The 26,686-nt window shown below is 54.7% G+C and carries 21 protein-coding genes, 1 other RNA gene and 2 pseudogenes; 7 read left to right on the forward strand and 17 right to left on the reverse strand.

From position 1 onward, the window contains the following. Positions 1 to 411 precede the first annotated feature (411 nt). Positions 412 to 1,164, forward strand: coding sequence for a YheC/YheD family protein (locus PHU01S_RS20140; protein ID WP_164763136.1), 753 nt, complete (start codon positions 412 to 414; stop codon positions 1,162 to 1,164). Positions 1,165 to 1,220: 56 nt separating this feature from the next. Here PHU01S_RS20140 and PHU01S_RS25910 read toward each other — a convergent pair whose 3' ends face one another. Further along, positions 1,221 to 1,367, reverse strand: a complete 147-nt coding sequence (locus PHU01S_RS25910; protein ID WP_157053990.1) for a hypothetical protein — start codon at positions 1,365 to 1,367, stop codon at positions 1,221 to 1,223. 337 nt (positions 1,368 to 1,704) lie between these two features. On the opposite strand from PHU01S_RS25910, the gene PHU01S_RS20145 reads away from it, so the two are divergent. Further along, a complete protein-coding gene (locus PHU01S_RS20145; protein ID WP_048746111.1) occupies positions 1,705 to 2,328 on the forward strand; it encodes a TetR/AcrR family transcriptional regulator in 624 nt (207 codons plus the stop codon). Between the two features lie 69 nt (positions 2,329 to 2,397). On the opposite strand, the gene PHU01S_RS20150 is transcribed toward PHU01S_RS20145, so the two are convergent. The 3 genes from PHU01S_RS20150 to PHU01S_RS20160 all read right to left on the reverse strand — a co-directional run bounded on the left by PHU01S_RS20150 (position 2,398) and on the right by PHU01S_RS20160 (position 4,886). Then, positions 2,398 to 3,048, reverse strand: a complete 651-nt coding sequence (locus PHU01S_RS20150; RefSeq protein WP_048746113.1) for a restriction endonuclease — start codon at positions 3,046 to 3,048, stop codon at positions 2,398 to 2,400. A 108-nt stretch (positions 3,049 to 3,156) separates the two neighbouring features. Beyond that, a complete protein-coding gene (locus PHU01S_RS20155; RefSeq protein ID WP_021878111.1) occupies positions 3,157 to 3,789 on the reverse strand; it encodes a glycerol-3-phosphate acyltransferase in 633 nt (210 codons plus the stop codon). After that, on the reverse strand, positions 3,786 to 4,886 hold the full coding sequence (locus tag PHU01S_RS20160; protein WP_021878112.1) for a glycosyltransferase family 2 protein: 1,101 nt from the start codon (positions 4,884 to 4,886) through the stop codon (positions 3,786 to 3,788). Before PHU01S_RS20160 ends, PHU01S_RS20155 begins: the two co-directional genes overlap by 4 nt. Positions 4,887 to 5,119: 233 nt before the next feature. Between PHU01S_RS20160 and PHU01S_RS20165 the strand changes: the two genes are divergently transcribed. Further along, on the forward strand, positions 5,120 to 6,919 hold the full coding sequence (locus tag PHU01S_RS20165) for a sulfatase family protein (protein WP_048746115.1): 1,800 nt from the start codon (positions 5,120 to 5,122) through the stop codon (positions 6,917 to 6,919). A 199-nt stretch (positions 6,920 to 7,118) separates the two neighbouring features. Here the strand turns inward: PHU01S_RS20165 and PHU01S_RS20170 are convergent, their stop codons facing one another. Continuing rightward, complete coding sequence (locus PHU01S_RS20170) at positions 7,119 to 9,632, reverse strand: ankyrin repeat domain-containing protein (RefSeq protein ID WP_127509577.1); 2,514 nt, start codon at positions 9,630 to 9,632, stop codon at positions 7,119 to 7,121. 213 nt (positions 9,633 to 9,845) lie between these two features. On the opposite strand from PHU01S_RS20170, the gene PHU01S_RS20175 reads away from it, so the two are divergent. Together PHU01S_RS20175 and PHU01S_RS20180 are read left to right on the forward strand one after the other, a co-directional pair. After that, positions 9,846 to 10,484 carry an SGNH/GDSL hydrolase family protein gene (locus tag PHU01S_RS20175; RefSeq protein WP_127509581.1) on the forward strand — a complete coding sequence of 213 codons (639 nt, stop codon included), beginning with the start codon at positions 9,846 to 9,848 and terminating at the stop codon, positions 10,482 to 10,484. A 171-nt stretch (positions 10,485 to 10,655) separates the two neighbouring features. Then, a complete protein-coding gene (locus PHU01S_RS20180; RefSeq protein WP_048746120.1) occupies positions 10,656 to 11,285 on the forward strand; it encodes a YfbR-like 5'-deoxynucleotidase in 630 nt (209 codons plus the stop codon). Between the two features lie 243 nt (positions 11,286 to 11,528). Here the strand turns inward: PHU01S_RS20180 and PHU01S_RS20185 are convergent, their stop codons facing one another. Further along, the gene (locus PHU01S_RS20185; protein WP_021878117.1) at positions 11,529 to 11,753 is read right to left on the reverse strand and encodes a helix-turn-helix domain-containing protein; all 225 of its coding nucleotides are present in this window, start codon (positions 11,751 to 11,753) and stop codon (positions 11,529 to 11,531) included. Positions 11,754 to 12,035: 282 nt separating this feature from the next. Between PHU01S_RS20185 and PHU01S_RS20190 the strand changes: the two genes are divergently transcribed. Continuing rightward, positions 12,036 to 13,250 (forward strand): threonine synthase, encoded by a 1,215-nt coding sequence (locus tag PHU01S_RS20190; RefSeq protein ID WP_048746122.1) that lies wholly within the window; start codon positions 12,036 to 12,038, stop codon positions 13,248 to 13,250. Between the two features lie 62 nt (positions 13,251 to 13,312). Here PHU01S_RS20190 and PHU01S_RS20195 read toward each other — a convergent pair whose 3' ends face one another. The 7 genes and pseudogenes from PHU01S_RS20195 to PHU01S_RS20225 form a co-directional block, all read right to left on the reverse strand. Continuing rightward, a complete protein-coding gene (locus PHU01S_RS20195) occupies positions 13,313 to 14,221 on the reverse strand; it encodes an SDR family oxidoreductase (protein ID WP_127509584.1) in 909 nt (302 codons plus the stop codon). Positions 14,222 to 14,524: 303 nt separating this feature from the next. Next, positions 14,525 to 16,099 (reverse strand): annotated as a pseudogene (locus PHU01S_RS20200) (multicopper oxidase family protein). Between the two features lie 206 nt (positions 16,100 to 16,305). Further along, complete coding sequence (locus tag PHU01S_RS20205; RefSeq protein ID WP_021878121.1) at positions 16,306 to 17,193, reverse strand: carbohydrate ABC transporter permease; 888 nt, start codon at positions 17,191 to 17,193, stop codon at positions 16,306 to 16,308. Positions 17,194 to 17,210: 17 nt separating this feature from the next. Continuing rightward, positions 17,211 to 18,101 (reverse strand): ABC transporter permease, encoded by an 891-nt coding sequence (locus PHU01S_RS20210; RefSeq protein WP_127509591.1) that lies wholly within the window; start codon positions 18,099 to 18,101, stop codon positions 17,211 to 17,213. 204 nt (positions 18,102 to 18,305) lie between these two features. Beyond that, complete coding sequence (locus PHU01S_RS20215) at positions 18,306 to 19,829, reverse strand: extracellular solute-binding protein (RefSeq protein ID WP_232312983.1); 1,524 nt, start codon at positions 19,827 to 19,829, stop codon at positions 18,306 to 18,308. Between the two features lie 319 nt (positions 19,830 to 20,148). Next, entirely contained in the window at positions 20,149 to 21,228 is a 1,080-nt protein-coding gene (locus tag PHU01S_RS20220; RefSeq protein ID WP_021878125.1) for a response regulator transcription factor, read from the reverse strand. Continuing rightward, entirely contained in the window at positions 21,225 to 22,955 is a 1,731-nt protein-coding gene (locus PHU01S_RS20225; RefSeq protein ID WP_232312989.1) for a sensor histidine kinase, read from the reverse strand. The genes PHU01S_RS20220 and PHU01S_RS20225 overlap by 4 nt, the downstream gene beginning before the upstream one ends. Between PHU01S_RS20225 and PHU01S_RS25915 the strand changes: the two genes are divergently transcribed. Next, positions 22,936 to 23,166, forward strand: a complete 231-nt coding sequence (locus PHU01S_RS25915) for a hypothetical protein (RefSeq protein WP_164763135.1) — start codon at positions 22,936 to 22,938, stop codon at positions 23,164 to 23,166. The genes PHU01S_RS20225 and PHU01S_RS25915 overlap by 20 nt on opposite strands. Positions 23,167 to 23,259: 93 nt before the next feature. On the opposite strand, the gene PHU01S_RS20230 is transcribed toward PHU01S_RS25915, so the two are convergent. From PHU01S_RS20230 to PHU01S_RS25920, 4 genes and pseudogenes are all read right to left on the reverse strand, one after another. Then, positions 23,260 to 24,408: a YecA family protein gene (locus PHU01S_RS20230; protein WP_127509587.1), complete on the reverse strand. Its 1,149-nt coding sequence runs from the start codon at positions 24,406 to 24,408 to the stop codon at positions 23,260 to 23,262. Positions 24,409 to 24,539: 131 nt separating this feature from the next. Then, positions 24,540 to 24,903, reverse strand: a transfer-messenger RNA (tmRNA) gene (ssrA, locus tag PHU01S_RS20235). Between the two features lie 373 nt (positions 24,904 to 25,276). Continuing rightward, positions 25,277 to 25,762 carry an SsrA-binding protein SmpB gene (smpB, locus tag PHU01S_RS20240; RefSeq protein ID WP_021878128.1) on the reverse strand — a complete coding sequence of 162 codons (486 nt, stop codon included), beginning with the start codon at positions 25,760 to 25,762 and terminating at the stop codon, positions 25,277 to 25,279. Positions 25,763 to 26,050: 288 nt separating this feature from the next. Beyond that, positions 26,051 to 26,686 (reverse strand): annotated as a pseudogene (locus PHU01S_RS25920) (hypothetical protein); the annotation flags it as partial.

The raw sequence follows: 26,686 nt of genomic DNA on the forward strand, positions 1-26,686 counted from the left end.
CGCGGGACCATGTCCGAGCGTTCGGTGCATGGCCGAGATCGGCAATAGCCGGGAGCGGGGATGGGCCGAATCGGGGATGGCCGAGTCGGGATGGCCGGGATTGGGCCGGGATCAGGGAAGCCGAGTCGGGGATGCCGGAATCGGGATGGCCGGGAGCCAGTCTCTGCCCCGCCTTAATCCGGGCCCTTCCCGCTGTTCCCCGGCCGTGCAGGGGCCGATGCCCAGACCGGGTCATCGGCCCCTACATAGGATGGAGAATATAGCTTCTACCCTAGGGGGAAAGACGGCATGGATACAGCCAAAAGCAGAACAAGTTCAGTCCCGCACAGCCATAAGACCAGACGGAAGAACCCGCCCTCCGCTCCTGGGAGCAAGCCCAAAAGCGGCGGCATTCAAGCCGTCTCCAGCAAAATGGCCAAAACAGCCCTTCTGCTGCGCAGCGCCGAGCTGAGGAAGCATGTTCCCTCCACCCGTCCGCTGAGCCGCGGGACGCTCGCCTCGATGCTGGATCGGTACGGGATGGTCTACGTCAAGCCCGATACCGGCTCGATGGGAATCGGAGTAATGCGCGTAGAAAAAAATGGCGGAAGCTGCCGCTATCAAAGCGGAAAGAAAATCTTTGCCTTCAAATCCATAACCGCCATGTTCCCATCCATGCGGCGGCAGGCCGGCACAAGGCGCTATCTCGTGCAAAAGGGCATTCGCGTGCTCAAGCATGGCGGACGGCCGTTCGACTTCCGCATCATGATCCAGCGGAATCCCGCCGGCCGCTGGGCATGCACCGGCACGGCGGCACGCGTCGCCAGTCCGGGCAAAATCGTCTCTAACGGCAGCCAGGGCGGCACGATTTATGCGCCGAAGACTTTGCTTGATCCCGTTGCCGGCAAAGCCGGCACGATCCGGCTGCTGAAGCGGATGGACCGGCTGGCGCTGCTGACAGCGGCCAAGTTCGGCCGCGCTTACCCGGCCATGAACGAGCTCGGCCTCGACATCGCCATCGACCGCAAGCTGAAGCCGTGGATTCTCGAAGTCAACACTCGGCCGGACCCATGCCCGTTCACAAAGCTGGACGATCAGACAGCCATCCGCCGCATCGTCCGCTGCGCCAAAGCTTACGGCCGCCGCTACAGCCTCGTCTGCGGCAAAGCCAAAAAAGCGCCCTGACAGGGCGCCGGAGGATGCTCGGTGAGAGAGGACCTCTTCGGGGGCGGGGATATTGTTCAAGAAGGAACGCTATGGATTTCCACGAGCTTGCCGGCCACGGCCTGTGTCAGCTCATCGACGGTCTTGGGCACAAACGTCTTCATGACTCCGTTCATCATGAAGCCCATGGCGCCCTTGCCGGAGATGTCCAGATAACCCGTCAACCGGGTTAAGCCGTCTCCCGAAGCCGACGCTTCGAAATATCCTTCGCCGCCGACGCTGTCGGAGATGCCGTCGATCTGAAAGGAGAGCCGGGACGGCTCGGTCCGGCCGGTAATGTCGATTTTCCATGACCGCCCTCGTGACGAAAGGAACCGCCTCTATTGTTCGTTGAATCCGTTACGTGCGGACGTTGCCGATTTCCGAAATGCATCGGACAAGCCGGTGAGGCCGAATTGCGAACTAGGTCGGCTCTATCCATTCTTTGACAACGTTGTGGCCACAATTATCGAGCGCTATAATACGAGGATAGAATCAAGACGGAGAAGGTGATACCTGAACATGAACCCCGAAACGAGGCAGCGGCGCCTGCAAGCCGTCATCGATGCAGCCGAGCAAGTATTCACGAGAAAAGGAATCGACAAGTCCACGATGCAGGATGTCGCTACCCAGGCTCAAATGGGCGTCGCCACCGTTTTCCGCTTTTTCCCCAAGAAAGAGAAGCTCGTCGTCGCGGTCGCCACCAAAATGCTGGAGGAAGTGCTGCAAGAGTTCCATGCCGTTGCAGCGCAGCCGGAGACAAGCCTGCGCAAGCTCGAGATTCTCTTCGACAGCTCCATCGCGCTGCTGGAGCGCAAGGACAGCTCCGGCGTCAAGCTGCTGGAGAATTTCGAGAGCTACGCCGCCCAGTTCACCGAGCCTCTGGACGACATCGGCATGTTCAACGCCGTCTACCGGAAAATCTCCGGCGTATTCTCGACGATCATCGAGCAGGGCAAGCAGGACGGGTCGATCCGCGCCGACTTGCCGATTCAGGATACGCTGAGAACGGTCATGAACACTTTCGGCATTTTCGCCCGCAAGCTGTCGCTGCAGAAGAACATCCTGGTCATCGAGCAGGATCTTGATCCCGCCGAGCAGCTTCAGATTCTGAAGCATATCCTGCTGAGTTATTTGAAGCCCTGAAAAAAAGCCGCACCCATCACAGTCTAGCGACTGCTGGGGGCGGCTTTATTTAACAACAGCGGCCCTGCCCTACCTCAGGCTCCTCTTCCATTTTGTCAGCTTGTCCTGCAAGATCAGACCATTGATCAGTTTGATATTAAGCCTTTCGGCCGCTTCCTTTGCCGCTCTCGTAAAGTTGCTTGTCGTGACGATCCAGGCATCATAGCATCCATGAACCTGTTTTCCCGCTTTGAGCCTCAGTACGATGTCGTTGCCGACGTCGCGCTTCCATCGCTTGCACTGAACCGCAATTTTGTATCCTTCCTTGCCCTTCAGAATCAAATCGACCTCATGATCGCCAGAACCGCCTACTCTTTGGACCGAATATCCCTGAGCGGTATAGTACAATTCCATAAGCCGTTCAAAATCCGTTCCCGAAAGGGTTTCTATCTTCGCTTGAATGAGCTCTTTATCGCCAAGCTTCTTGGAGGAGACGCCAGCAATCGAGTGGCCAGCCGCAACCTTTCGCTTGGTTTGCTTGGTTTGCTTTCCTGAACGCCTCTTGGACGTCCACATCGTTCCCAGAATTTCTGCGAAGAGTACGGAAACAATGACGATTCCAAAGAAGAAGCCCCAATGAAGACCCGGTAGGTTGAAATACAGCAGCAGTCCACCAAGTACGAAAACTCCTCTTAACAAGTTGGCAAGCTGACGCCCCTCTGCCCGATAAGTTCTAGCCATAAGTCCTCCTGATATAGGTGTAATAAGGATTTTAGTTCACCCTCATGGGACTATTTACCTTCTTTTTTGAAAAAAAGAGAGCGTTTTGGGTGCTAAGAACCAGCATCTTTAATTCTGGCTGCTTCGATGTCCTGTTTTCATCCGGAATATATACCGCCGCAATTCCTTCCGATGCGAATAAGCCAGCAGCACAGCGTTCACCCCGGAGAACACGGCCAGCTCCACCGGATAGCGGCAGAGAATCAAGAAGAGCAAAAGCAGCAGCATTCCCAGCACGACCTGGAAGCCGTCCGAAGATGCCGAGGACGGCTTTCCCTTGCCGATCCACCGGAAACCGGCCAGCAGCAGAGCCAGAATGACGGCATAAGCAAGCGAGGCCTCGAATCCCGTCAGCGCGCTCCACACCCCGAACGTGACCGCGATCGCCTTGCCTCCCCGCCAGCCGGCAAAGGGGGAGAACATATGGCCCAGCACGGCGGCTGCGGCCGGATAGACAAGATTGCAGCCGGTCAGGCCGCCCCAATGGAGCAGCGCCAATACCGGCAAATATCCTTTGAGGAAATCAAGCGCGATGCCCGTCAGGCCATATCCATACCCGGCCGCTCTCCATAAGTTCAATGCGCCCGGATTGCCGTCTCCCTTTTCCTTCAAATCATGCTTCGCCAGCAGTCCCAGCCAATACGAGAACATCAGCGAGCCGGAGAGGAATGAACCCGCCGTCCACATCAGCAGCCGCATCATCGCTCGCCGCGCCTCCTTACCGCTACCCGCCTGCCCTTCCAGGCTACGCTTCCGAAGAACGCCACCTGGTACACCGAGTACAGCATGACAAAGACGAAAAAGACCGTGCTCAGCAGATGAATTGCCGGCATCCAAAATCCGAACCTTCCCGTGCAGCGGAGGAAAGCGAACAGCTGCGCCGTATACAGCACATAGCCGATCGCCAGGGGCAGCGCCAGAGAGGTTCCGAGCAGAAATGGCGCCGCCTCCGCCGCAAGCAGGCCAAGGAGCCAGAGCGCGACGAGCAGCGTCGTCCCCGGGCTCAGCTTGCCCGTGCCGAGAATCGCTCCTTTGGCGAAGCCTTGGAGCTGGCTGCGGATGCCGTCCGGGTACATCCGGAACGACACGGCCCCCTTCCCGATATAATTCGTGACCGGAATGCCGGCTTGAACGAACTTCGCGCCAAGCTTCAGATCGTCCATCACCTCGGAGCGCACGCCCTCATGCCCCTTCGCTCTTTCGTATTCATCCCGCTTGGCCAGAATGCACGAGCCATAAAAGCCCTTGTCGGGATTGCCCCGCTCCAAGGGAGAAGTAAACGCGAACAGGCCCAGCAGATTCGGAATCAGGGCCAGCCTCTCATAGGTTTTCTCCGTCTCGTGGTAAGGGACGACCGACACCGCTCCTCCCTCCCGCTCCCTGGCGGCCAGAAGATCATGCAGCGCATGGGGAGCAAGCCGGACATCCGCATCCAGAAAGGCGATATAATCGCCCGCGCAATGCCGGTATCCGTTCCATACGGCCCAGTTCTTGCCGGTCCAGCCGGGCGGCAAAGGCTCGTTGACGACGACCTTCGCTCCAAAGCTCTCTGCAATCGCCCGCGTCCGGTCCTCCGACCCGTCGTCCACGACGATGATTTCGAAGGGAAGGCAGCTCTGATGCCGCAGCGATTGGAGCAGATGCGGCAGATTGGTCTCTTCGTTCCGGGCGGGGATGACGACGGAGAGCTTTCCCTCGAAAAGGAAAGAGCGGTCCGCGGCTGGAACGCTGTTCCTGCGGAACAAAACGAAACCCGCTGCCCATGCGGCCGCCAGCGCGGCCATGATCGCGATGCCCATACCCTTCCGCCTCCAATCCGATGTACAAGTCTCCTAAGACATGTATATGGCGGATGGCAGGGAATAAGACTGCGCCTGCCGGCGGTTGCCCGGGCTGCCGGCACGGAAGATCAAGATAATATAAACAAGGGAAGACTCCTCCTGCGAATTTTTGCAGGCAGCGGCAAACCGCTACTGATTTTTTGCCCCGCGGCATATTCTCGACTAAAGACCTGACCTAGGATGTGGTTTCCATGAATGAGGCCCCCGCGCCTTCCCGTTCAACGAAGAAACCCAATTTCCTCGTCCTGCTCGTCGACGAGGAACGGTACCCTCCCATTTACGAGAGCGAGGAGCTGAAGGCCTGGCGCAAGGAAAGTCTTGCTGCCCAGGAGTATTTGAGAGCCAACGGGCTTGAATTTCACCGGCATTATATTGGAAGCACGGCCTGCTGTCCCAGCCGCGCCACCTTGTTTACCGGCCATTATCCCTCCCTTCACGGCGTCAGCCAGACGGACGGGATCGCGAAGAGCGCGTTCGACTCCGATATGTATTGGCTGAACAGCAATACGGTGCCGACGATGGGCAATTACTTCCGCGAAGCCGGCTACCAGACCTATTACAAGGGAAAATGGCATCTTTCCAACGCGGACATCACCATTCCGGGCACGCATAAAAGCCTCCCCAGCTATGATCCGCTGACCGGCGTGCCCGATCCCGAACAGGAACGAGTCTATGAACAGGCCGGCCGCCTGGAAAGCTACGGGTTTTCCAGCTGGATCGGGCCGGAGCCGCACGGGAAAAATCCTCGGAACTCCGCTTCTTCCGCCGCATTCGGATTGAGCGGCCGCGACGAGGTTTACGGTACGGAGGCCGCCGAGCTCATCGAAGCGCTCGACCGCAGCAAGGACGGAAAGAAGGAGATGGAGCCCTGGCTGATCGTCGCCTCCTTCGTGAATCCGCATGATATCGTCTTATATGGCGCTCTTGCCGCGCAGCTGCCTGATTTCAGCTTCGAGGTGGAGCCGATGCCCCCGGTCGCTCCCCCGCCGACCTTGAGCGAATCTCTGGCCGCCAAGCCGCGCTGTCAAGCCAGCTATCGGGATATTTACCCTAGAGCCCTGCAGCCCATCATCGACAACTCCTTCTACCGCCAGCTGTATTACCAGCTCCAAAAAAACGCCGACCGCCAAATGGCGAAAGTCGTTGACGCCCTCGTCCAGTCCTCCTTTTATGACAACACCATCGTTATTTTCACATCCGACCACGGGGATCTGCTCGGCGCGCACGGCAATCTCCATCAGAAATTTTACTGCGCCTATGAGGAGATGCTCCATGTTCCTTTGGTCATCCATCATAAACAGCTGATTCCCGAGCATCGGGATATCCATGCCCTGACCAGCCATGTCGATCTTCTGCCGACGATGCTGGGACTGGCGAATGTAGATATCTTGGAGATTCAGCAGCGCCTGCAGACGAAATTCAGCGAGGTGAGAACTTTCGTCGGCCGCGATCTCGCTCCTTGGATCAGGGATCAGGCCCGCGAGGCCCTGCCGGATGAGCCGATCTATTTCATGACCGACGACGATGCGACCCGAGGCCAGCATCAAGCCAATCCGCTCGGAGCTCCCTATCCGTCCGTTGTCCAGCCCAACCACATCGAGACCGTGCTCGCGGCGGTGCAAAGACAGAACGGCAAGGAAATATGGAAGCTCTCCCGGTATTTCGACAATATTCAATTCTGGAGCGAGCCCGGTATACAGGACGAAACGATGCAGCCGGTCGGAGACAGGGCTTGCGGGACGTGTTCCACATGGGTCAAGCAGATCAAAACGAAGCCGGCCGCGGACGAATTCGAGCTGTACAATCTGACCTGCGATCCGCTTGAAGCCTGCAATCTTGCCCATCCTCTGCATGCCTCACAAGAGACTCTAAGCATGATGCAGGGGATGATGCAGCTGTTGAAGCAGCAGTCGCAGCGGAAGCGGCTCTATCCGGCTCAGCCGCCTTCCCTGTCGGGTGCTGCAGGAGCGGTGGAGCGCCCTGACGGATAGCCGGCCCGAGAGGAGTGAAGGGCATGGACCGACAAGGACGGTGCATCCGATTTCTCCTCATATGGGGAATCCTGATCTCTGATTCAAAAAAAAGCACCCCCCGCTGCCGATGGCAGCGGGGGGTGCTTAAGGGGAACGGCTCGGCTGCGGCCGGACTTGCTCCGCAATCGGCCCCTCCCATTCTGGCGTCGGCGAATCATCACGCCGGCTGCCCGGAAGCTGCATGCGCCTGCAGCAGCTCAGCGACATCGTCATGGCCATGGTCCTTGGCGAAGCTTAGAGCCGTGTTGCCATGCTTGTCCCGCACATCGGGATCTGCCCCTGCCGCGAGCAGCAGCTCTACGCAGTCATATCGCCCGTTGTAGGAGGCGATCATGAGCGGCGTCTCTCCGTCCGAATGGCAAGTATGGACCGGCTCTGCGCCCGCATCCAGCAGGAGCTTCAAAATCCTCGCATGACCGTACATGCATACTGGCGACAGCACCGATCGGCCGGATACATAGCGCACGTTCGGATCCGCCCCTTTTTCCAGCAGCCAGCATACAGCCTCTTCATTCCCTTCGGACGCCGCCCAGAACAGAGGCGTATTCCCGTCCCTGTTCGCCCCGTCAATGGGTGCACCAGCTTCGGCCAGCGCATTCATCGCCGCGAGATCATTCCCATGTGCAGCGAGCGCCAGCGGAAGCATGTTGCCATATAGGCGATTGGAATCCGCTCCTAGAGCAAGCCAGAGCCGCACCGAGCCGAAGCTTTTTTTACCGATAGCCTGCATCAGGAACTTGGCCGCGATGCCTTTCCAGACATGGGCAGGATGGTATCGGACGCTGTCCGGTTCGCTTTGGAATAGAATTCCCTGCCTATGCCCGGCGGCCTGCTCCCGGACTTTGTTGTACTTCCGATCCGTATTGAGGACGATGATCGTCGTTCCGGCCGGCAGCGCCTCCTCCTGGGACAGATTGCGGACCACATGCCTAGCCAGCTCGCTCGGTCGAATGCGCCACTTCCGCTTGTTCCTCACCAGCAGGACAAACTTGCCCTTCTCCGGGAAATGTTCGACCTTTTTCCTGACGAGGCAAGCCTCCCTAAGAATCGGATACTGCCGCAGCTCCTTCGCCAGCGCCGCGACCTGGTAATCCTCCAGCCCATGCGGCTCGAAGCGGTCGCCCGGCGACACCTGCTCGCGCTCCCGCCGGGCCAGACGGAGGAGCTCTGCATAGCGGCCGAGGAATTCCTTCCACTTCCCGGCCTCAGTCTCGTTGTCCAGCTTCGAATAATACCCGATCAGCTCGACGCAGCAGGCAACCGTATACTCCTCATCCAGCTCCATCGCCCGGGTCAGATAGAATACCGCACTGTCCTCCAGAGTCCGATCCTCTTGCCCCAGCATGGCCAAGCCCGCAGCCAAGTAAGCATGCGCCAGCCGGTCATTCCGATGGAGCAGCTCCTCGTACAACGGCAGCGCCTGGGCGAAGCCGTGCAGCTCCTCCGCAAGCTTCGATAACGTCCACAGCTGCTGCTCGGTCAGCTCCGACCGGTCCTCCTGCTCCAGGCTGGCGTATTCTTCACGGATGGATCGGAAGTACTCCATCCTCTCCAACCAGGCCGGCCCCGCCTGCTCCTGCCAGGACTCGTTCAGCTGCCGGGTCAGCGAGCCGATGGCATCCCCAAGAAGCCCATGCGCGGATGAATGAGCCGCCAGAGCGGGAATGCTTGCCGGCTCCCCCAATGCGTCCAGTCTGTCATGCAGCGAGGGATGCGTATCGTCGAATTCCGTCTCCATGCGCAGAGCGTCCTTCAACGACCTTTCCATATCCGGGTTCGGGTATGCTGGAGGCTGCTCGAAAAACTGCTGCATCATGGAATAGACCGGAGGAGGAGCTTGCTGCGCCTGAGCCAGCTTATCCACCTCAGGCCAGAATTTGCGGTCAAGCTGCGCATGCTGCACCCTCAGCTTCACGAGCGCATCAGCCATGGAGCGGGAGCCTGCCGCTTCCGCCGCCAATCGATCCGCCTCGTATTCGTTTTCCCTCGCCAATACGAACGTATACGCATTCAGCTTGGGCCCATACCAGTCCAGGAACCGTTTGAACAAAACGATCCACCCGCTGTCCTTTTCCTCGAGCTTCTCGATCAGCTGTCCCCAGATTCTTCTTACGCGATAAATCCAGCCGTGGAATTTGGAATGGGACCGCGACAGATGCGCCATCTCATGCGCCAGTACAGCGCGGAATTCGTCCGGCGACAAAGCTTGCATGAGCGGAAGGCCGAGCATGAGGTAGCTGCGATGCCACCCAAGCAGGCCGAGCCTCGGAATTTGCACGACGGCAGCGTTGAATTCACTCGTGAGCAGCACTTTATGGATCCGGATCGTTTGCAGGCTCTTGCCCAGGCTCTCGATCTCGCGATATAATTCCGGCGCCGAGCGCGGTGTCAGCACGATGCCCTCGGGCTCATCGAACTTGATCCTCAGGGAGCGCAGCATGACCCAGATAAGCCCGCCGATCGGAAGGCCCAGCTTCAATAGAAGGACCGGATGGGTCAGCGTGCTCATGACGAGTACGACAACCAGCGCCGCAAGCAGGAGCAGAATCCCGATCATATAGGAGAAGCCGACGCCTACCATCCCCAGCACCTTAAGCCGGTATCCCTTTGGATTGGACCGCGATTTCCCTTCCAATTGCTTGACTAGCTCTGCAAACTGTTCTTTTGTCAACCTCAACGGCCCCCCGCAGCAATGGATTGGATCTTTACTAAGAACGATTTCTATTTCAGTTCATTCTTTCTGATCGTCCAAGAACAATTCGTTCCCAATGTCCAAGCAACCTGTACGGCCGGAAAATATCCTATCTCATAGATGCACAGGCGGATTCAAGCCGCATAACCGCTTGGCAGGCAGGTGAATATGAATAGGTAGGGTGATGACAACATGCTTTATACCGCTCTTGGCGATTCCATTACATTTGGGGAAAATGCTTCTTCATTCGCAAAAGCCTATCCCCGATTGGCGGTCGCCTCCCTGAATTCTCGCACCCGCAGAGTTGCCGGCAATGTCCTGGCTAAGCCCGGCTGGAGCAGCGAGGATTTGCTGCGTGCCGTAAAAGCCACACCGGGCATCAGCCGATCCGATATCGTCTCGGTATGGATCGGCGGGGTCGATATAGCGGATGCCGCCTTGGCATCCATCGCGACTCAGAAGCCGCCGGCCATTCAGCAAGCTCTATTGAATTATCGGCGAAATCTCAGCCAGATTCTAGGCCATTTGGATAAAACGAGCCATGCCCGCCTCATTTGCTTCACGCAATACAATCCCTTCCCGAACAGTTCGATTGCGATTGCAGGCATTCGTTCCCTCAACCAGACCACGATTGAAGTCGCCCGCCGTTACGGCGCTGCGGTCGCCCCGGCCCATAAATGGTTCGAAGGCAAACAAGCCAGTCTGATCTACGGCTATCGGCAAGGGAAAGTCGAGGATGCCTTAAGCGGATTCATGCCGATCCATCCCAATGATCGCGGGCATCAAGTCATTGCATCGGGATTGATTCCTTATCTGGACTCCGGCAAGTAGCCTAGCAGCATAGAATTGTTGAATTCCAACGAACACCGCTCCTATCGGACGGTGTTTTTCGGTGGTTCATCCATTTATTTTCTGTTTTTATTTATCGTCCATTAACAATTCGGCCATAAACTGATTGTACAGCCTCACGCTGCTACTTCTGTGAAGAAAGGAACATCATCTATGGGAATTCATGCGTATTTTCAATCCTTGAACGATCTCGAACGCATCATTCGCTGTCCCGGCAAATTCAAGTTTGAAGAGCATAGCGTGTCCGCGCATTCCTGGAAAGTCGTTCAATACGCCAAAACGCTGGCGGATATCGAGGAAAGCAATGGCGTGGCGATCGACTGGAAGAAGCTGTACGAAATTACGAGCAGCCATGATTACGGCGAAATCTTCATCGGCGACATCAAAACGCCCGTCAAGCATCACTCTCTGGAGCTGCGGGGCATGCTGCAGCAGGTAGAGGAGGGCATGATCGCTCTCTTTATCGAAGAAAATATTCCCGAGGAGCTGAAGCCTATCTTCCGCAGGCAGCTGCGCGAAGGCAAGGACGATTCCGTCGAAGGGCTCATTCTCGAGGTGGCCGACAAGCTCGATCAGGTATACGAGGCGCTTACCGAATTGCAAAGAGGCAACCGGGAGAAGGAGTTTGTCACGATGTACCGCGAAGCGCTCATCAAAATCAAGAAAATCAAGCTCCATTGCGTGGATTACTTCCTGGCGAACATCCTGCCCGACATCGTGAAGGAAAGCTCCGATTGTCCTTTTGATATTCGGAAGATTACGAATGAAGCTCTGGAGCTATAGCGATTTCGCCTTCATTTGTCCAAGGGCTTAGGGCTTGGCACACGCCCATTGCCCTCCTCCGCACATCGCCCCCTCCCCTTCATGCTTAATGTTTACACCGCGAATTCTATCCTTGTCATTTTCCTTCCTGCCGTCTTGAGGCATCCGTACCCAGCCATCTGCCTTCCACTCACGTTCGGATGGATCCGGAACAACCCCCATTATAAAAAAAAACACCTCATTGGTGTCAGCTCGAACCCGTTCTTATTTCTTTACCAGCTCATCTATTTCACTCTTCAGCAAGAGGTACCGATGAACACTTCTCATGATCGGAACTTTGGTCAGCCTGTTCTTATCCGCATAGGTTTTCATCTGATCTTTGGAAAGGCCCAGCAAATGACCTGCTTCCGTGACCGTCAGCACGACTTCATTGCTTGTGGCGTTGAAGGTTTTTTTCACCTTTAGATTCCAGTCTTCGAATGCATTCATATTCGCGCATCCTTCCCTATTCGCAGCCAATGAGTTTTATTGGCCTCATTTCTTCTATTATAGCAGAAGTTTGGGCGATCTCCTAAACCGCTCTGCAATCCACTTTAAATCTAACCTTAAACCTCTATGCCTTTCCATGATTCCAACTATTCAAATCGTCTAAATAAGAGTTTGGCTTGACGCTCAAAAGAGCCTGGTGTTACGTTTACAGTGGATGGGGTCAATAATAACCTTGTGCAAAAGAAAGGCTGAATTCAAACCTAGCGCAAAGGAAGGATAAAGATGTCATTCAGCTATCTAACTCATCTGCATTGTCCTAAATGCCTTCAAACGTATCCATCGGATAAAATCCAGCAGCTGTGCGAATGCGGATCTCCTTTACTGGCGGATTACGATTTGGAAAGCTTAAAGCGGCAATGGAAGCCTTCCGATCTGGCTGGAAGACCGAATGACTTGTGGCGTTATCACGAGCTTCTCCCTGTATCGTCTCCGGAACATATCGTCAGTCTGGGAGAAGGAATGACGCCGCTGCTGCCGATGGACCGGATAGGCCTGGATATGGGAATCGAGCGCTTGTGGATGAAAGACGAAGGAATCATTCCTACCGGCAGCTTCAAGGCTCGCGGCGCGGCCGTCGGCGTTTCGAAGGCCAAGGAGCTTGGCGTTCAGGAGCTGGCCATGCCTACGAACGGCAATGCCGGAGCGGCCTGGTCGCTTTACGCTGCAAGAGCGGGAATGCGCGCTTCCATCGTGATGCCAGTCGGCGCGCCTCTCATTACGAGAAATGAATGCGCCATTTCCGGCGCCAACTTGAATTTGGTGAACGGACTCATCAGCGATGCCGGGAAAATGGTCGGTCAAGCCGTGAACGAGCATCGCCTGTTTGACGCTTCGACGCTCAAGGAGCCTTACCGGATCGAAGGCAAGAAGACGATGGGGCTTGAGATCGCGGAGCAGATGGGCTGGGAGCTTCCCGATGTGATCTTGTATCCGACAGGCGGAGGCGTCGGGCTGATCGGGATCTACAAAGCGCTGCACGAGCTTGCGGTGCTGGGCTGGATTCCGGACAGGCTGCCGCGTCTCGTTGCCGTGCAGGCTGAAGGCTGCGCTCCGATTGTCAAGGCTTGGGAGGAGGGGAAGCCGGAATCGCAGTTCTGGCCGGATTCGTCGACAGCGGCATTTGGCATCAATGTGCCGAAGGCGCTGGGCGATTTCCTCGTGCTGGAGGCGGTATACAAGACGAACGGCTGCGCCGTCTCGATAACGGATGCGGAATTGCTGCGGGAGCAGGGCACCATCGCCCGCCTGGAAGGGGCCTTCGTATGTCCCGAAGGAGCGGCCACGTTCTCCGCTGCGCGCAAGCTGAGAGAAAGCGGCTGGATCAAGGACGGAGAGACGGTTGTCGCTCTCAACACCGGCAGCGGCATTAAATATCCGGAAACCGTTCAGGTCGAAGCGCCCGTCTTACAGCCGCAAGACCGGATGGTCCGGCTGTAAGACGGGATAAGAAGGCCTCGATCCACAACCTCAAACGGTTGTGGATCGAGGCTTGCCTGAAATCAGGAGTAGCGGATCAAACCTCCATTGACATGAATGACTTGACCGGTTACGTACATGGAATCGTCTGCTGCAAGGTATACGAATGCCGGTGCGATCTCGAAAGGCTGTGCCGCACGGCCAAGCGGAATGTCCGTGCCTAGAGCCGCCACATGCTCCTTGGAGTAGGTGCTGACATTAAGCGGCGTCCATGACGGACCCGGAGCGACCGCATTGACACGGATCCCTTTCTCTGCCAACGACAGCGCCATGCTGCGAGTAAAGCTTACAATTGCGCCTTTGGTTGCAGAGTAATCAATGACATCCTTGTCTCCTTCGTAGGCGACCCTTGAAGTCGTATTGATGATGGCGCTGCCTTTATCCAAATAAGGAAGAGCCGCTTTAGTCAAATAAAACAAGGGAAATATATTCGTTCGAAAAGTATTTTCGAGTTGTTCATTGGAAATGTCCACGATACTGCTCGTAAAAGGTTGAACGGCAGCATTATTGATCAAGAGATCCAGTCTATTATAATGGCGGAGCGTTTCGGCTATTATATCCGGCGAGCTGGCTGGATCGCGAAGATCTCTGGCTAGAAGCAGACAGCGAATGCCGAATTGCTCCACATACTTTTTGGTTTCTTCCGCATCAATATGTTCATTTAAATAGACAATAGCGAGGTCTGCTCCTTCTTTCGCATAAGCGGCCGCAATGGCGCGGCCGAATCCGCTGTCGCCTCCCGTAATGATCGCAACCTTCCCTTTCAGCTTGCAGCTCCCTACATAGCCCGGGTAATCAAAAATAGGACGAGGCACCATGAGATACTCCAAACCAGGGACTTGATCCTGATGCTGCGGAGGAAATGCTATAGGCTCCTGAACTACCTTGGTCCGATAGCCAAGGAGAGGGTATGCGGGATAGGAGAATGGCATGGCTCACCACCTCCTTCCAACACCAAACGGACCTCCAAAACCTCCGTTCCCGGCCCGGAACCTCCGTGCTCAAAACCTTCAAAGCCTCCGTGAAAGTCCATAGTGCCGCCCTCCGTTTATGAGGATGTAGACATAAGACCCTGTATTGTATGGGCTTTTGTCCCAACAAATTCGCAGTTGGCTGTAAAATAGGCTTTTCGGAATGGGCCTCAGAATCGGGCTCGCAGAAGAACACCTTGCAGGCTCAATTGCCCAATCGCTCATCAGGCTGCCAATGTCATGCCGGCAGCCTGTGTCATGGTCCTATCGATTCCCATTGATCATTTTCATCAGGATATGTTTAAGCCTCTTTTGTTTCTTCAGGATTAGAAAAGGCCGCATCATCTCGTCATCTTCATGTTCGAGCATGTGACAATGCCATACAAAAAGTCCGGCGAAAGGATCGAAACTCGCAATAAAAGAAGTAACGGTACCAGCGGGAGCACGAATCGTATCTTTGAATCCTCTTTCGTTAGGTTCAGGAGGAAGCGCATGTCCTGTAAATTCAAGGTTTCCTGTTGCTTTGAAATGAGCAACGTCAAAAGGCTGGCGCTCCAGAATTTGCATGTCAACGATATGCAGATGAATGGGATGGTCATCATCGGACAGATTGATCAACCGCCATATCTCAATCGATCCTAAGTCCATTTTCTCGGATATAGGATCATTCCATCTTTTACTGTCAAGCAAATTCAGGGATCTTCCATATGCATCCTCGACTCTAACGAGCGTAAGATCTCTTGTCCTTTTTGCCGTCTCACTGGAAAGGAATTCGATTTTCCTTAAATGATCAGGAAGAGAGCTGGCATCTTTGGCTTTTAGCGGAGTGTTTACTCTAAACTGCATCACATCGGTTGTTTCGGGGGAGGCACCCTTGAAGACATTTTTAAGAATGATCGTCTTGCCGAAGGATCGGGAAAAATCAACGATCACATCCGCACGTTCGGTCGTCAGTAAGAGGATCTCATTCATTTTTACGGGTTTCTCCAGCAAGCCGCGATCTGTTCCGATTTGATAAAATGGCTGTCCGGAGTCCAGTTTGAATGAAATGGCTCGACTATTGCAGAAATTCAACATCCGAAATCGGTATTTTCGCGGTTCCACTTCAAGATAGGGGGATACTTTGCCGTTTACCAAAATGTAATCGGCGTCAAAAGGCGTAACAATTGAAGGATAGGGAAGACGATCGTTGTTTTTATCGGGAGTATCGGGGTAATAGAGCGATCCGTCCGGGTTGAACGAGCGATCCTGAATCATAAGAGGGATTTCATATTTTCCCGCCGGTAGATTCAAGGATTGTTCATGCTCGTCGCGAATGATAAAAAAACCTCCAAGTCCCGCATAATTGTTCAATCTCGTAATGCCCATCGCGTGGTCATGATAAAATAATGTCGTGGCTTCAAGGTTGGGATATTCGTATACTTTTCTTTGGAACTTAGGTCCTGTTTGTTCAAAATTTCTCGTAAACCAGGCATCAGGGTACCCATCGCTATGGTCATGCTGTTTTCAGCCATGCAGATGAACGACGGTCCTAACCTGAGGAAATGTTTTCTCTGCACCATGAATGGTCGTATCGATGGGGAGAAAATGCTTATGGGGCAGATCATTCATCCATTTGACAAATGCCGTTTCACCCTTCATCACGTCGAAAGTAGGACCCGGGTACATTCCGTTGTAGCCCCATAAGCGAGTAGGCGCTAGATCACGATGAAGCTTTTGGGTAAATTCCCTCATGGTCACTTCATAATACGAGCCTTTCTTTCCTCGTTTTATCGGGCGAATGGTTTTGGGAATAGGCAGTTTATCGACGAATTTTTGAAGGTTTACTTTTACCGCCATTTGAGTGGAGACCTCCTCACGATGAACACCTTATGAAGCGTATGAACGACAGATGTCCCCCTATGTCCAATAGCCGAATTTCCTTCGATCTGTATGTCTGCTCAGTCCGTCTACAGTTTCAACACAAAGATAGACCCCGACCTCTTGCGGTCGGGGTCTTCATGGTGGAGGGAAATGGTGGTTGGGCACAACCACCAAGTCCACCCTTACTCCTTCACAGCCCCCAGCATGATGCCGGATACGAAATACCTTTGCAGGAATGGATATACGATCAACATCGGCACCATGGCGATAAATACCTTGGCCGAATTCAGCGTCCGGTTGGACAGCTCCGACAGCTTCTTGTATTGTTCGGGGGTCAGATTGGTGCCGACCGGAATGTTGACGACAAGCTGCTGGATATAGGTCTGGAGCGGGTATTTGTCGGAAGTGTTCATCAGCACCAATCCGCTGAAGAATTCATTCCAGTGATACACGCTTAGGAACAGCGCCACTGCAGCCAGCACAGGGATGGAGCACGGGATATACACCCGGAACAAGATCGACCACGGACCGGCTCCGTCGACTACGGCCGCTTCATTCAGCTCCTTCGGCAGATTGCGGAAGAAGTTCATGATCAGGATTACGTCGAAGACCGGTACGCCTCCGCCCAGCACCAACGCCCAGATCGTATTGATCAAATGATAGTTTTGAATCGTGAGATACCATGGGATCAGCCCCCCGTTGAACAGCATGCAGAAGACCAGAATCCACATGAATGTATTGCGCATTTTAAAATCTTTCTTGGGCCGGGCCAGCGGGTAGGCCATCAGTACGGTCATCAGCAAGGAAAACGACGTACCGAGCACGGTGCGCTGGATGGAGATCCAGAACGCGTTGAAGAACAATCTGTCGTTGATGATCTCCTTATACGGCGTCAAGGAGAATCCGATGGGATAAATCGTAACCAGGCCTGCATTGGCTGCGGACTTGTCGGAGATCGATACACAGAAGGTATACCACAGCGGGTATAAACAGCTGATGAGCAGGAGGCCGAGAATGGCGATATTGGCAATGTCGAACGTCCGTGAGCCTAATGTTGTATTTCGGACCAATGCGGCGCCCTCCTCCTTCAGAATACCGTATAGTCGGCATAGCGATATGCCAGCCGATAGGAGATGAAAATCAGCACAAAGCTGATGACCGACTTGAACAATCCGGCCGCCGTCGCCAGCGAATACTGAAGATTTTGCAAGCCCAGCCGGTACACCCATGTATCCAGAATATCTCCGGTTGAATACACAAGCGGGTTGTAAAGGTTGTACACCTGATCGAATCCGGCGTTCAGCACATTGCCAAGACTCAAGACGCCGAGCAGCACGACCGTGGTCGTCAGCGCCGGCAGCGTGACATGCCGGATCAGCTGCCAGCGGTTGGCGCCGTCGATGGCGGCGGCCTCATACAGGTTGAGATTGATGCCTGTCAACGCCGCAAGATAGATAATCGAGTTATAACCGAACTCCTTCCACACATCCGTGCCGATGAGCAGCTGCCGGAAGATGCCGGAATCCGCCATGAACAGCTTCGGATCGAAGCCGAACATCCCTGCGACCGTATTTACAACGCCATAATAGCCGAAGATCCCGATGACAATCGTGGACAGGATCACCCACGACAGAAAGTGCGGCAGATAAACGACGGTTTGGACCAGCTTTTTGTAGCGCATGCTGCGGATTTCGTTCAGCAGAATGGCAAAGATAAGCGGAATAAGCAGATTGAGGACGATTTTGCCGACGGCGATAATAAAGGTATTAGTGATAACCGTCTTGCTGTCGTTGAGCTGAAACATGTACTTGAAGTTGTCCAGTCCGACCCACTGGGATTTGAACAGCCCCGCACCCGGGTTATAATTCTGAAATGCCATCAGAATTCCGAACATAGGCGCAATGCTGAACATCACAAGCCAGACCATACCCGGCAGCAGCATCAAATAATAGTGTTTCTGATGGCCTAATTTTCTCATCATGGCTGACCTCCCGTCTCCCTAACAGGATGCTTGCGGAAAGGAACGGAACCGCCGGCGCTTTCCGCAAGCCTCTGGATGATTACTGCGAGGCCACTGAAAAAGTTGTCGCTGCGTGCGAATCATTCTTCCGGTGACAAGGTCGACCGCATTCGTATCTCCAGAACGATTCCGCGCCATTCGCTTGTTTTTCAGAAGCTTCGATCACTTCTTCAAGAGCCCTGCCACTTCCGCCGTGATCTCATCTCCGCCTTGAGCTTTCCAGTCCTTCACGAATTTGTCGAAGGAGTCGATAGGCGCTTGGCCGAGGATGATTTTCAGAACCGTCTCATCCTCCATCTTCTTGAGGTTGGCCCATTTCGTTTCCATGGTAGGGGTCTGGTTGTACGTGACACTGAAGACCTTCTTATCGATTGGAATCGTTGCGAACGGACGATCGCCGATCATAATGGAATACAAGCGCTGGAAGTCGCCGAAGTTGGACGTGTTGAAGTTGCTTACATTCAGCTCGTCATACGGAGGCTTGATGACGTTCTGCACCTTCTTTGCATCCGCATACATCAGTTTGTACAAGCTGTTCGGCTTGTTGTAATCCTCGGGCTTGGTCTCGCCCTTCAGCACTTTCAGAAGCTCGGCGTATTCATACTCCGTTTCATTGGCCGCAGCCAGCACGTTGCGGAGCGGATACCAGCCCACATTGACCGACAGGTCAAACGTCGCTTCATCGCGCACAAGGGCATTATTCATGATGAGAATGGCTTTGACGACATCCGGCTTGGCTTTTTTGCTGATAACGGTGTAGGTGCTGCCCGTTGTCTTCATATGCGCATTCCACTTGTTGTCGTCGGAATAAACGGGATAGGCCTGCCAATTCGCAGTCGGATCGTTCTTGAAGGAGTCCCCGTTGCCATAGCCGCCATTCCACCATGGACCGAAGAAAATTCCCGTCTGATTCGCATTGATCGGATCCCCTACGTTGTCGCGGGTGCCCACCTCGGGATCGATAAGCCCTTTTTTGTACCAGTCAGCCAGCAAAGCCAGCGTTTTTTTCGTATGATCCGTCGTCGTTCCGTAGGTGACCGATCCATCGCCATTGTCGAGCCAGTATCCCGGATACGCATCCATCGCCCCAAAAATCGGATCAAATCCTCCCATATTGTTGGAGGAAACGAGGAAGGTGGAATAAGGGTACGTATTTTTGGAAGGACCGGCAATGCCGATCGTTTTGTCTCCGCCAAGCTTGTTGTCCATGAAAGCTTTCGCCGTCTTTTCGATATCCGCCACCGTCTTCGGCACCGGCAGCTGCAGCTTGTCGAGCCAATCCTTGCGGATCCATAGGACGTGAACGCCGTCCGTATCGACCGTAATATTCGGAATCGAAACCATCCTGCCTTTATAGCTGGCATTTTCCATGGCGCGGCCTTCGGTGCTTGCCATGATGTCCTTCACCTGCGAGGATTGATACTGCTGGAACAGATCGGTAATATCATACAGAAGTCCCGAGCTGGCCGCCTTGGTCATGAAGGAGCGGTCGTCGACGACCATGCCGTCAGGCAGCTTGCCGGATGCGATCGTCAAACTGACCTTCTGCTTGAAATCGTTGCCGGTAGCCGCCGTCCAATCCACAATGACGTTGATGTTGTACTTGTCCTTGAGGTAACGCGTATACTGGTTGTTGCTGACGCTGTCGCCTTCCGGCAGCGTTTTGTCTGTCGGATCCACCATCATGCCGATGTGGACATCAACCGGCTTCGGAAATTTGGAGAAGGCCAGGTCATCTCCCGAAAGTGCCGGGCCGGCAGAGTTCGTCCCTGGATCTGAAGACGCTTTCAAATTATCCGATGAATCATTGGAAGCACATGCTGTCACACTAAGGCCAAGCATTACGACCGAAAGCAGCTTTGCCATATTCCTTTTCATTCTCGTCCCTCCCATCGTTCCTTGCCTTCTCATTGTACATTCGAAGCGGGGAAAAAAAGTCGGACGGATGTGCCGTGTTTTGCGGCGGATACAGGGCTGAGGCAGGCATTTGTGCGATTGATTGCTGTCATTCCTCCCCCTTATGGAACTGAGCCCGGAATTCGGAGGGCAAGAGGCGGGTCTGCTCATAGAAGAGCTGGGAGAAATACTTGGAGTCGTTGTAGCCTACGGCATGAGCGACCCAAGCAATCGACCGATTGGTCTCGCACAGCAAGCGCTCGGCGGCTCTTATCCGCTCTTGCCGTAAGTAATCGTTGAACGTAGACCCTGTCAGCTTCTTGAAGCATTGGCTGAAATAGCTTCGGCTCATGTGCACATGATCGGCGACGTCTTCGGCATGCAGAGGACTCGAAGCCCGCTCGCGAATGAACAATACCGCCTTAAGAATGCTGATGGTCGTATTGGCAAGATCGGTTGAAGCCGCAACCTGCGCATGGACGCGTTTTCTGAAATCGCGCAGCCATTCAATCGCCGACCGGACATCATTTGCATCCGACCGGAGCTCGGCATTCAAGGCCAAAACAGCTTCCAGCTGCGACAGCACGCGCATCCACAGCCCTTCCAGACGGCGAAAGGAAACCTTGGCTTCTGCGGTCTGCTTGCATAGGCGCTGGAAGACCGATTCATTATAGAGCCAGTAGAGAGAGCGCCATTCCTGCTCCAGTGCGCACCACTCTTCCTCCTCCTGCGAGCAGCTGTTTTGCTCGGGGGCAGGGGCAGGCGAAGGCGTGGACAACGCAGGAGGCTTGGTTGAGCGCTGCTCCATTCCTCCTGTCATTTGCTGCCGGATTCGCTTCAATATCTGCTCGTCGTCCTCCGATTCCAGACGCACCTTGGATATATAATCGAGCACACCCATGCGGTAGGCCGTCTGCACATTCTCGAACTCTTCATGAAAAGATAAAATGACGGAGCGCAGCCCCGGAAATCTCTGTCTTGTTACTTGAAGCAGCTCCATTCCCGACATGACCGGCATCGAGAGATCTACGAACATGAGATCCACCTCATGCCTTTCCATAAACTCCAGCGCCTTCGCGCCGTTCGCCGCTTCTCCAACGACAATCATGTCGTGATTGGACCAGGGCATGATCGAGATCAAGCCTTTGCGGGCAAGCTTGTCATCGTCGACAATCAGTACACGGATCAACTCGCACTCTCCTTTCTAGGATGGAGAACAGGAAGCTCCAATGTGACGGTCGTGCCTTGATTCGGAGTGCTTTCTATCCCCATGCGGGCCTTATAGCCATAAAATGATTCCAGCATGGATCGGACGTAACGAAGCCCAATCCCCCAGCCTGTCTGCTGCTGATCCGGCGTGTCGCGCTGCAGCAGGGCCAGCGTCTCGCGACTCAGCCCTTTGCCGTCGTCGCGGATAACGATACGCACCATCTGCGACGTTTCGTCCGGCACTATGCTGATTTCCAGCTTGCCGTTGTCGTCAAGGCCGTGACAGACGGCATTTTCCACGATGGGCTGCAGGATGAACCTCGCCACCGAGCTGTCAAGGTATGTCCCTTCCGCAATAGCCAGCTTCACCTCGAAATCATGGCGCATCTGCTGCAGCTCCAGATAGGTCCGCATGACGTCTATCTCGGACCGGAAGGTAGCCCTCTCCTCTGATTTGCCCAAATTATAGCTCAGTAAAAAAATGAGCGAGGAGACAAACTTCTCGATCTCCGCCTGCTTATGCATAACCGCCAGCCAGCGTACCGAGTTAAGCGTATTCATCAGAAAATGCGGATTGATCTGATAGGCGAGCTTCTCGATCTCCAGCTGATGACGGCGCTTTTCCTTCTGCTCGACATCCAGGATCAGCTGCTGAATCTGCCGTTTCATGACATTGAACTGATCGAATATTCGGTCAAATTCATCAATGCCCGTATGATAGCGGCTTGTGCCCATGTAACCTTTGCCGAACGTCCTCATCTCCTTCTCAATCATCAGAAACGGCCTGTTGATGAGCCGCCGCAACAACAGGGTGAGCATGAACATCATGAGGAGGGCGACGGCGAGTATCCAATACATATGGTTTTTCCACGTATAGAGCTCATGGTTGTAGCTGGAGACGGGAAGCAGCAGCGTGATGTCATAGCCGTATTCGCCTTTCATTCGGTTCCATACATACCCGTCCGTCATCCCGGATTGGCCGCTCAGCCGTAGACGTTGGCCGACCGCATAAGCCGTTGAATTGCTGCTATAGGTCACCGCGTCCTTCGAATCGGTGAAAACAAGCGTATAAGGGATATTCAAGCTTTCTGCCAGCGAATTCATATCGGTGATGAGATCCGATTTGGCTTCCACATAAACGACCAGCTGCGTTCCGTCTGAAAATCGAATCTCCCGTGTCACCGACACAACCTGATCATCGCTGAACCGGCATAGAGATTTATGCGGAGACTGGTATTTCAGCTCCCCCATGCCGGCAACATCAGGCAAGGATTGGCGAGTGAAGCCGCTGCGCAGCGGCAAATTCGAATAAGAAGCATTCCCGGTTGCAGGATTATAGTACATCACCAGCTCCATAGCCGGATTCGAAAAAGTGATCAATCCAATATTGTAGGAAATATCGCGAGAGAGAAGACGCTGGCTGTAAATATCCGTGGCGGAGATATACGTCTCCATCAGGTTGCCGACCGTGCCTTCCGGCGTCATCTGCTGCGAAACCTGAAGCAGGCTGCTGTACATCTGATTCACCTTCGATGTTTGCTGGTGCAGATCAAAAGCCATCGAGGTCTTGATTTTATCGCGCTGCATCGTGTAGATGGCATTATAGGAAACAGACGCCATCAAGACGGCGCATCCCACAAGGCCGACGGTCAGAAACACCATGATTCGTTTGCGGAGAGAGGAGAACATGAACCGGCTGCGCAGCATGCGCAAGAAGCTTCTCCTCCTACTTGCAGGCTTCATTCAACAATCACCGCATCTCCAGCTCCTCCCGGCAAGCATGGATCAATATTCGCTGTTCGGCATGATCATCCTTCCTGGGTGGAGAGGAAAGTTGCTTTGCACAAAACATTTACAAATCGAGGAAAACAAAAATCCACAACCTCGAACGGTTGTGGATGTTCAGTATGGTGTCTAGGCGTGCTTGTGCAAAACGGCCATTTGTCGGACTATGATGCTCGGGTTGTTTCCCTCGATTGTTCAAATGTCTTCAATAGAGGGACTCCTATTTCTACAGGCAGCACTTTTTATGTTTTTTCCCGCTGCCGCATGGACAAGGTTCGTTTCGGCCGGTTTTCGAGGAGGCCGATGGGAATTGGACCACGTTGCCGGCATTCCCGCTCCGGCTCGGCTTCGGGTTAAGCTCAGCAGGAGTAAAGCCGCGATTGGACCACATTCTCGTCGTATTGCGCACATCAACAAGGAGCGGCATCATATCGGTCAGCTGCTTCCTGCTCAAGCGGATCCTGCGCCTCTCAAATTCTTCCATGATGACGTCAAGCGGCTCTTCCATCGAGCATGCGAGCTGGATATCATCTGCGATCGCGTCAGCCATCCGCTCTTCTTGCCCCAACTGCCCCATGATGTAGCTCTTCAATGCTTCCAGCTGAGGCGTCTTCTCAAAGTAATTCATATCCGCGTATCGCAGCAGCTCTTCCTTCGGAGGAAGGTAGTAAGGCTTGTCAGCTACACTCTCCAAAAACGCTTCGTAATCGTCCAGGGTTTCTCCCTCCAAGCCATCGCTGTATAGAAACCCTCGCTGAATATCCCAGGACAGCATTTTATCAGAGACGGACGATTGAATCCCATTGAATTGCTCCTCCGTCAAGCCGCCTCCGTTTTGATCATTGATTATCTCGATTACTTTCGAAACGGGACAGATGCCATACAGATTAACCGCAGCTTCAATATACCGGAGCACTAGCTGGGTTCTGCTGCGTTCTTCACGGAATGATTTTTGGTCAAGCGTCTTATATGCAGCCTTGACTTCCTCCGGCATGACAAAGAACAGCTTATCCCCCTCCATGAAGCTGAACACCAAGCCTTTATCCATCAAAAACAAGTAAGCATCCACAAATACTGCATCGTCCTGAACATAAGGAGCTTGGAGAAGCCGGCTTGCCAGCTCCCATTCCTGCGTCTCCGCTGTAAGGAGAGCCGAACGTACCTGGACCACATTCGTAATCCGCTCGTATAGCGCGTCCGCAAGCTCCTGCTTCTTCAGCTTGGAGCGTCCTGCCAGCGCGCAGTTTGCAGCAATGAAGTTCAAACGATCTTTGTTCAGCCGTGCAAGAATCTCCTTCAGACCAGTCACGACCGAACCTTTAATCGCATGGTTGATGTTCAACTGCTGCATCTCTTTTTTCAAGTTCAAGTCCATTTCATAACTCCTTTACCTGCCAACCCATATGAATGAGACGAAAACGTTTCGGACTAGGCCGGGAGCCTGTTGGGTCCCGATTACAAGTCAGCGAAAGCAAAAATCCACAACCTCGCGGTTGTGGATTTTCAGTATGGAGGCGAGGGGATTTGAACCCCTGTCCGAAGGCAACGGCACACAGGCATCTACGGGTGTAGTCACGGATTTGATGTCACCCAGGCCGACGCCCCGTAACCGGCTGCGATCTGGGTCAGCCTGATTGTCTTCTTCAGCACACCCCAGGCGGAGATGTGACAGCGTAGCCTACTAAGGGTGAGCCCCTACATCCGGCACATAGGCGATGCTGGAGAGGAGCTTAGCGTGCAGTTTCTTAGGCTGCTGCTAAAGAAGTACGTTGGTTGCCATTTAATAGGCTTTAGCGTTGATAAAGCGGACGCGTCCCCACTACCCGCAACCCATGCTCGAACTACCCCCGTCGAATCCATAAACGCCCCCGAACAGATCCGTCCAGCCTTATCCTGCACCTAAGCTGCAGGGTAAGCGCGGCGGTCCGAAGCGCAAGGACTGTGACGAGACAAGCGGCACAGCATTGCAAAAGAATCAAAGACCAACGTAACGATTGCTATGGACTTAGTATAACACAGATGACGCCGCAATTGCGAAGGAAGTGCTGGAAACAACGCTGCTATCTGGTGAATGAGCCAACCCGGGATCCATCCGGTCAGGAGAAGCCCGCTTCCCAGCCAATCAGCCCAATCAGACGATGGGCATGCGGAGTCTCATCGCCCCTTGCCTCGGCTTCCCTCATGAGCAGTCCAGCCTAAAGGCAATCCGGCGAAAAGGCGCATCACCTGACAAAATCGGCTGTTTATCTAGCCACCTTCTGCTTCTCTCGCAGAGCCCGCTGGATATCGCGCTGGGCATCCCGCTTTGCGGCCGTATCCCGCTTGTCGTATTGCTTTTTGCCTTTGCCGAGCCCAATCAGAATCTTGGCATAACCGTTCCGCACATAGATCTTCAGCGGCACGATGGAGTAGCCCTCCTGCTTGGACTGGCCGTACAGCTTCGCGATCTGCGACTTGTGCAGCAGCAGCTTGCGGGCACGCGTAGGATCGGTCGGATTGTGGCGGTTGCCCTGCTCGAACGGACTGATATGCATGTTGTTCAGGAACATCTCGCCATTGCGGATTGTTGCGAACGCATCGTTGAGATTGGCGCGTCCGGTCCGCAAGGATTTGATTTCCGTACCCATGAGCACCATGCCGGCTTCGTAGGTTTCCTCGATGAAATAATCATGGGACGCCTTCTTGTTCTGAGCCAGCGGCTTCTGGGACTGGTCCTTCTTCGGAGCCATGGTGCTTCGCTCCCTTCTGTCGTCGGAATGGGGGGACTGACTTAAGTCCTATCGGCACTTATTGTAGCAAATGAAATCAGGTCTCAGCAATTGCAGTGCTGCTTACAAGCAGGACGGCTTTCCTCCGCCATAAAGCGAAACCTTGGCGTTCGGGAGGACTCAGGCCGCCAATAGCGGCAACCGATCTTCTTCGAGATGAAAAACCGGGGATTGCCGCATCGGCAATCCCCGTGTTCATACCCGCCTTGGCGGGGTATCGAATCCTTCACCTGCGCCATAAGCGACAGCTTATGCTTCCGGCGTGCTGCCGCCCTGGTTCGCGCCGGCATCGCCGCCGCTCACAGGAGGAGCTCCCGCGCCGCCTTTGTTCTTCTTGCGGCGGGAACGGCTGCGCTTGGACGGGCCGCCCTCGGCAGCGGCCGGAGCCGCCGCGGAGTCGCCTTCATTGCGGTCGAAGTCCGCGAAGATCTCTTGGATATCGACATCCGTCACCTGACGAATGGAAGGCGCCGTGCTGCCGCCCTTGCGCTTCTTGCGGCGCTGGCGATTGCCTGCGGACGTGCTGTCCTGCGGCGCTGTCGCCGTCTCCTGAGGGGCGGCGGAGATGCTAGGTCCGCGAGCGCCCTTAGGAGGACGTGAGCCGCCGCGAGGGCCCTCTCCGCCGGCTGCCGGACCGCGGCCCTTGCCGCTGCCCGGAGCGCCTGCGCCCGGACGTCCTGCGGCACGGTTGCCCATGCTGCTCGGCGGAACCGGAAGGCCCCACATGTCGGTGCGCTTCGAGCTCTCCGTCTTGCCGCCCTCCCGCACGCTCCATGGATTGTCGTCCCGTACATTCGGGATGTCCTCCGGCATGCTGCCCCGCCAGCCATTCGGCCCGAACCCGCTGTCGCGGCGGCCTCGGCCGCCGCCGCGCGGTCCGCGTGC

The organism is Paenibacillus humicus NBRC 102415, assembly GCF_004000905.1.
Classification (GTDB): domain Bacteria; phylum Bacillota; class Bacilli; order Paenibacillales; family Paenibacillaceae; genus Paenibacillus_O; species Paenibacillus_O humicus.

What these genes read in the sequence shown, in the direction of transcription:
- PHU01S_RS20140 (WP_164763136.1), top strand. Translation starts at nt 412, where the DNA reads ATGGCCAAAACAGCCCTTCTGCTGCGCAGCGCCGAGCTGAGGAAGCAT.
- PHU01S_RS20145 (WP_048746111.1), top strand. Translation starts at nt 1,705, where the DNA reads ATGAACCCCGAAACGAGGCAGCGGCGCCTGCAAGCCGTCATCGATGCA.
- PHU01S_RS20150 (WP_048746113.1), bottom strand. Translation starts at nt 3,048, where the DNA reads ATGGCTAGAACTTATCGGGCAGAGGGGCGTCAGCTTGCCAACTTGTTA.
- PHU01S_RS20155 (WP_021878111.1), bottom strand. Translation starts at nt 3,789, where the DNA reads ATGATGCGGCTGCTGATGTGGACGGCGGGTTCATTCCTCTCCGGCTCG.
- PHU01S_RS20160 (WP_021878112.1), bottom strand. Translation starts at nt 4,886, where the DNA reads ATGGGCATCGCGATCATGGCCGCGCTGGCGGCCGCATGGGCAGCGGGT.
- PHU01S_RS20165 (WP_048746115.1), top strand. Translation starts at nt 5,120, where the DNA reads ATGAATGAGGCCCCCGCGCCTTCCCGTTCAACGAAGAAACCCAATTTC.
- PHU01S_RS20175 (WP_127509581.1), top strand. Translation starts at nt 9,846, where the DNA reads ATGCTTTATACCGCTCTTGGCGATTCCATTACATTTGGGGAAAATGCT.
- PHU01S_RS20180 (WP_048746120.1), top strand. Translation starts at nt 10,656, where the DNA reads ATGGGAATTCATGCGTATTTTCAATCCTTGAACGATCTCGAACGCATC.
- PHU01S_RS20185 (WP_021878117.1), bottom strand. Translation starts at nt 11,753, where the DNA reads ATGAATGCATTCGAAGACTGGAATCTAAAGGTGAAAAAAACCTTCAAC.
- PHU01S_RS20190 (WP_048746122.1), top strand. Translation starts at nt 12,036, where the DNA reads ATGTCATTCAGCTATCTAACTCATCTGCATTGTCCTAAATGCCTTCAA.
- PHU01S_RS20195 (WP_127509584.1), bottom strand. Translation starts at nt 14,221, where the DNA reads ATGCCATTCTCCTATCCCGCATACCCTCTCCTTGGCTATCGGACCAAG.
- PHU01S_RS20210 (WP_127509591.1), bottom strand. Translation starts at nt 18,101, where the DNA reads ATGAGAAAATTAGGCCATCAGAAACACTATTATTTGATGCTGCTGCCG.
- PHU01S_RS20215 (WP_232312983.1), bottom strand. Translation starts at nt 19,829, where the DNA reads ATGATGGTGGATCCGACAGACAAAACGCTGCCGGAAGGCGACAGCGTC.
- PHU01S_RS25915 (WP_164763135.1), top strand. Translation starts at nt 22,936, where the DNA reads ATGAACCGGCTGCGCAGCATGCGCAAGAAGCTTCTCCTCCTACTTGCA.
- PHU01S_RS20225 (WP_232312989.1), bottom strand. Translation starts at nt 22,955, where the DNA reads ATGCTGCGCAGCCGGTTCATGTTCTCCTCTCTCCGCAAACGAATCATG.
- PHU01S_RS20230 (WP_127509587.1), bottom strand. Translation starts at nt 24,408, where the DNA reads ATGGACTTGAACTTGAAAAAAGAGATGCAGCAGTTGAACATCAACCAT.
- smpB (WP_021878128.1), bottom strand. Translation starts at nt 25,762, where the DNA reads ATGGCTCCGAAGAAGGACCAGTCCCAGAAGCCGCTGGCTCAGAACAAG.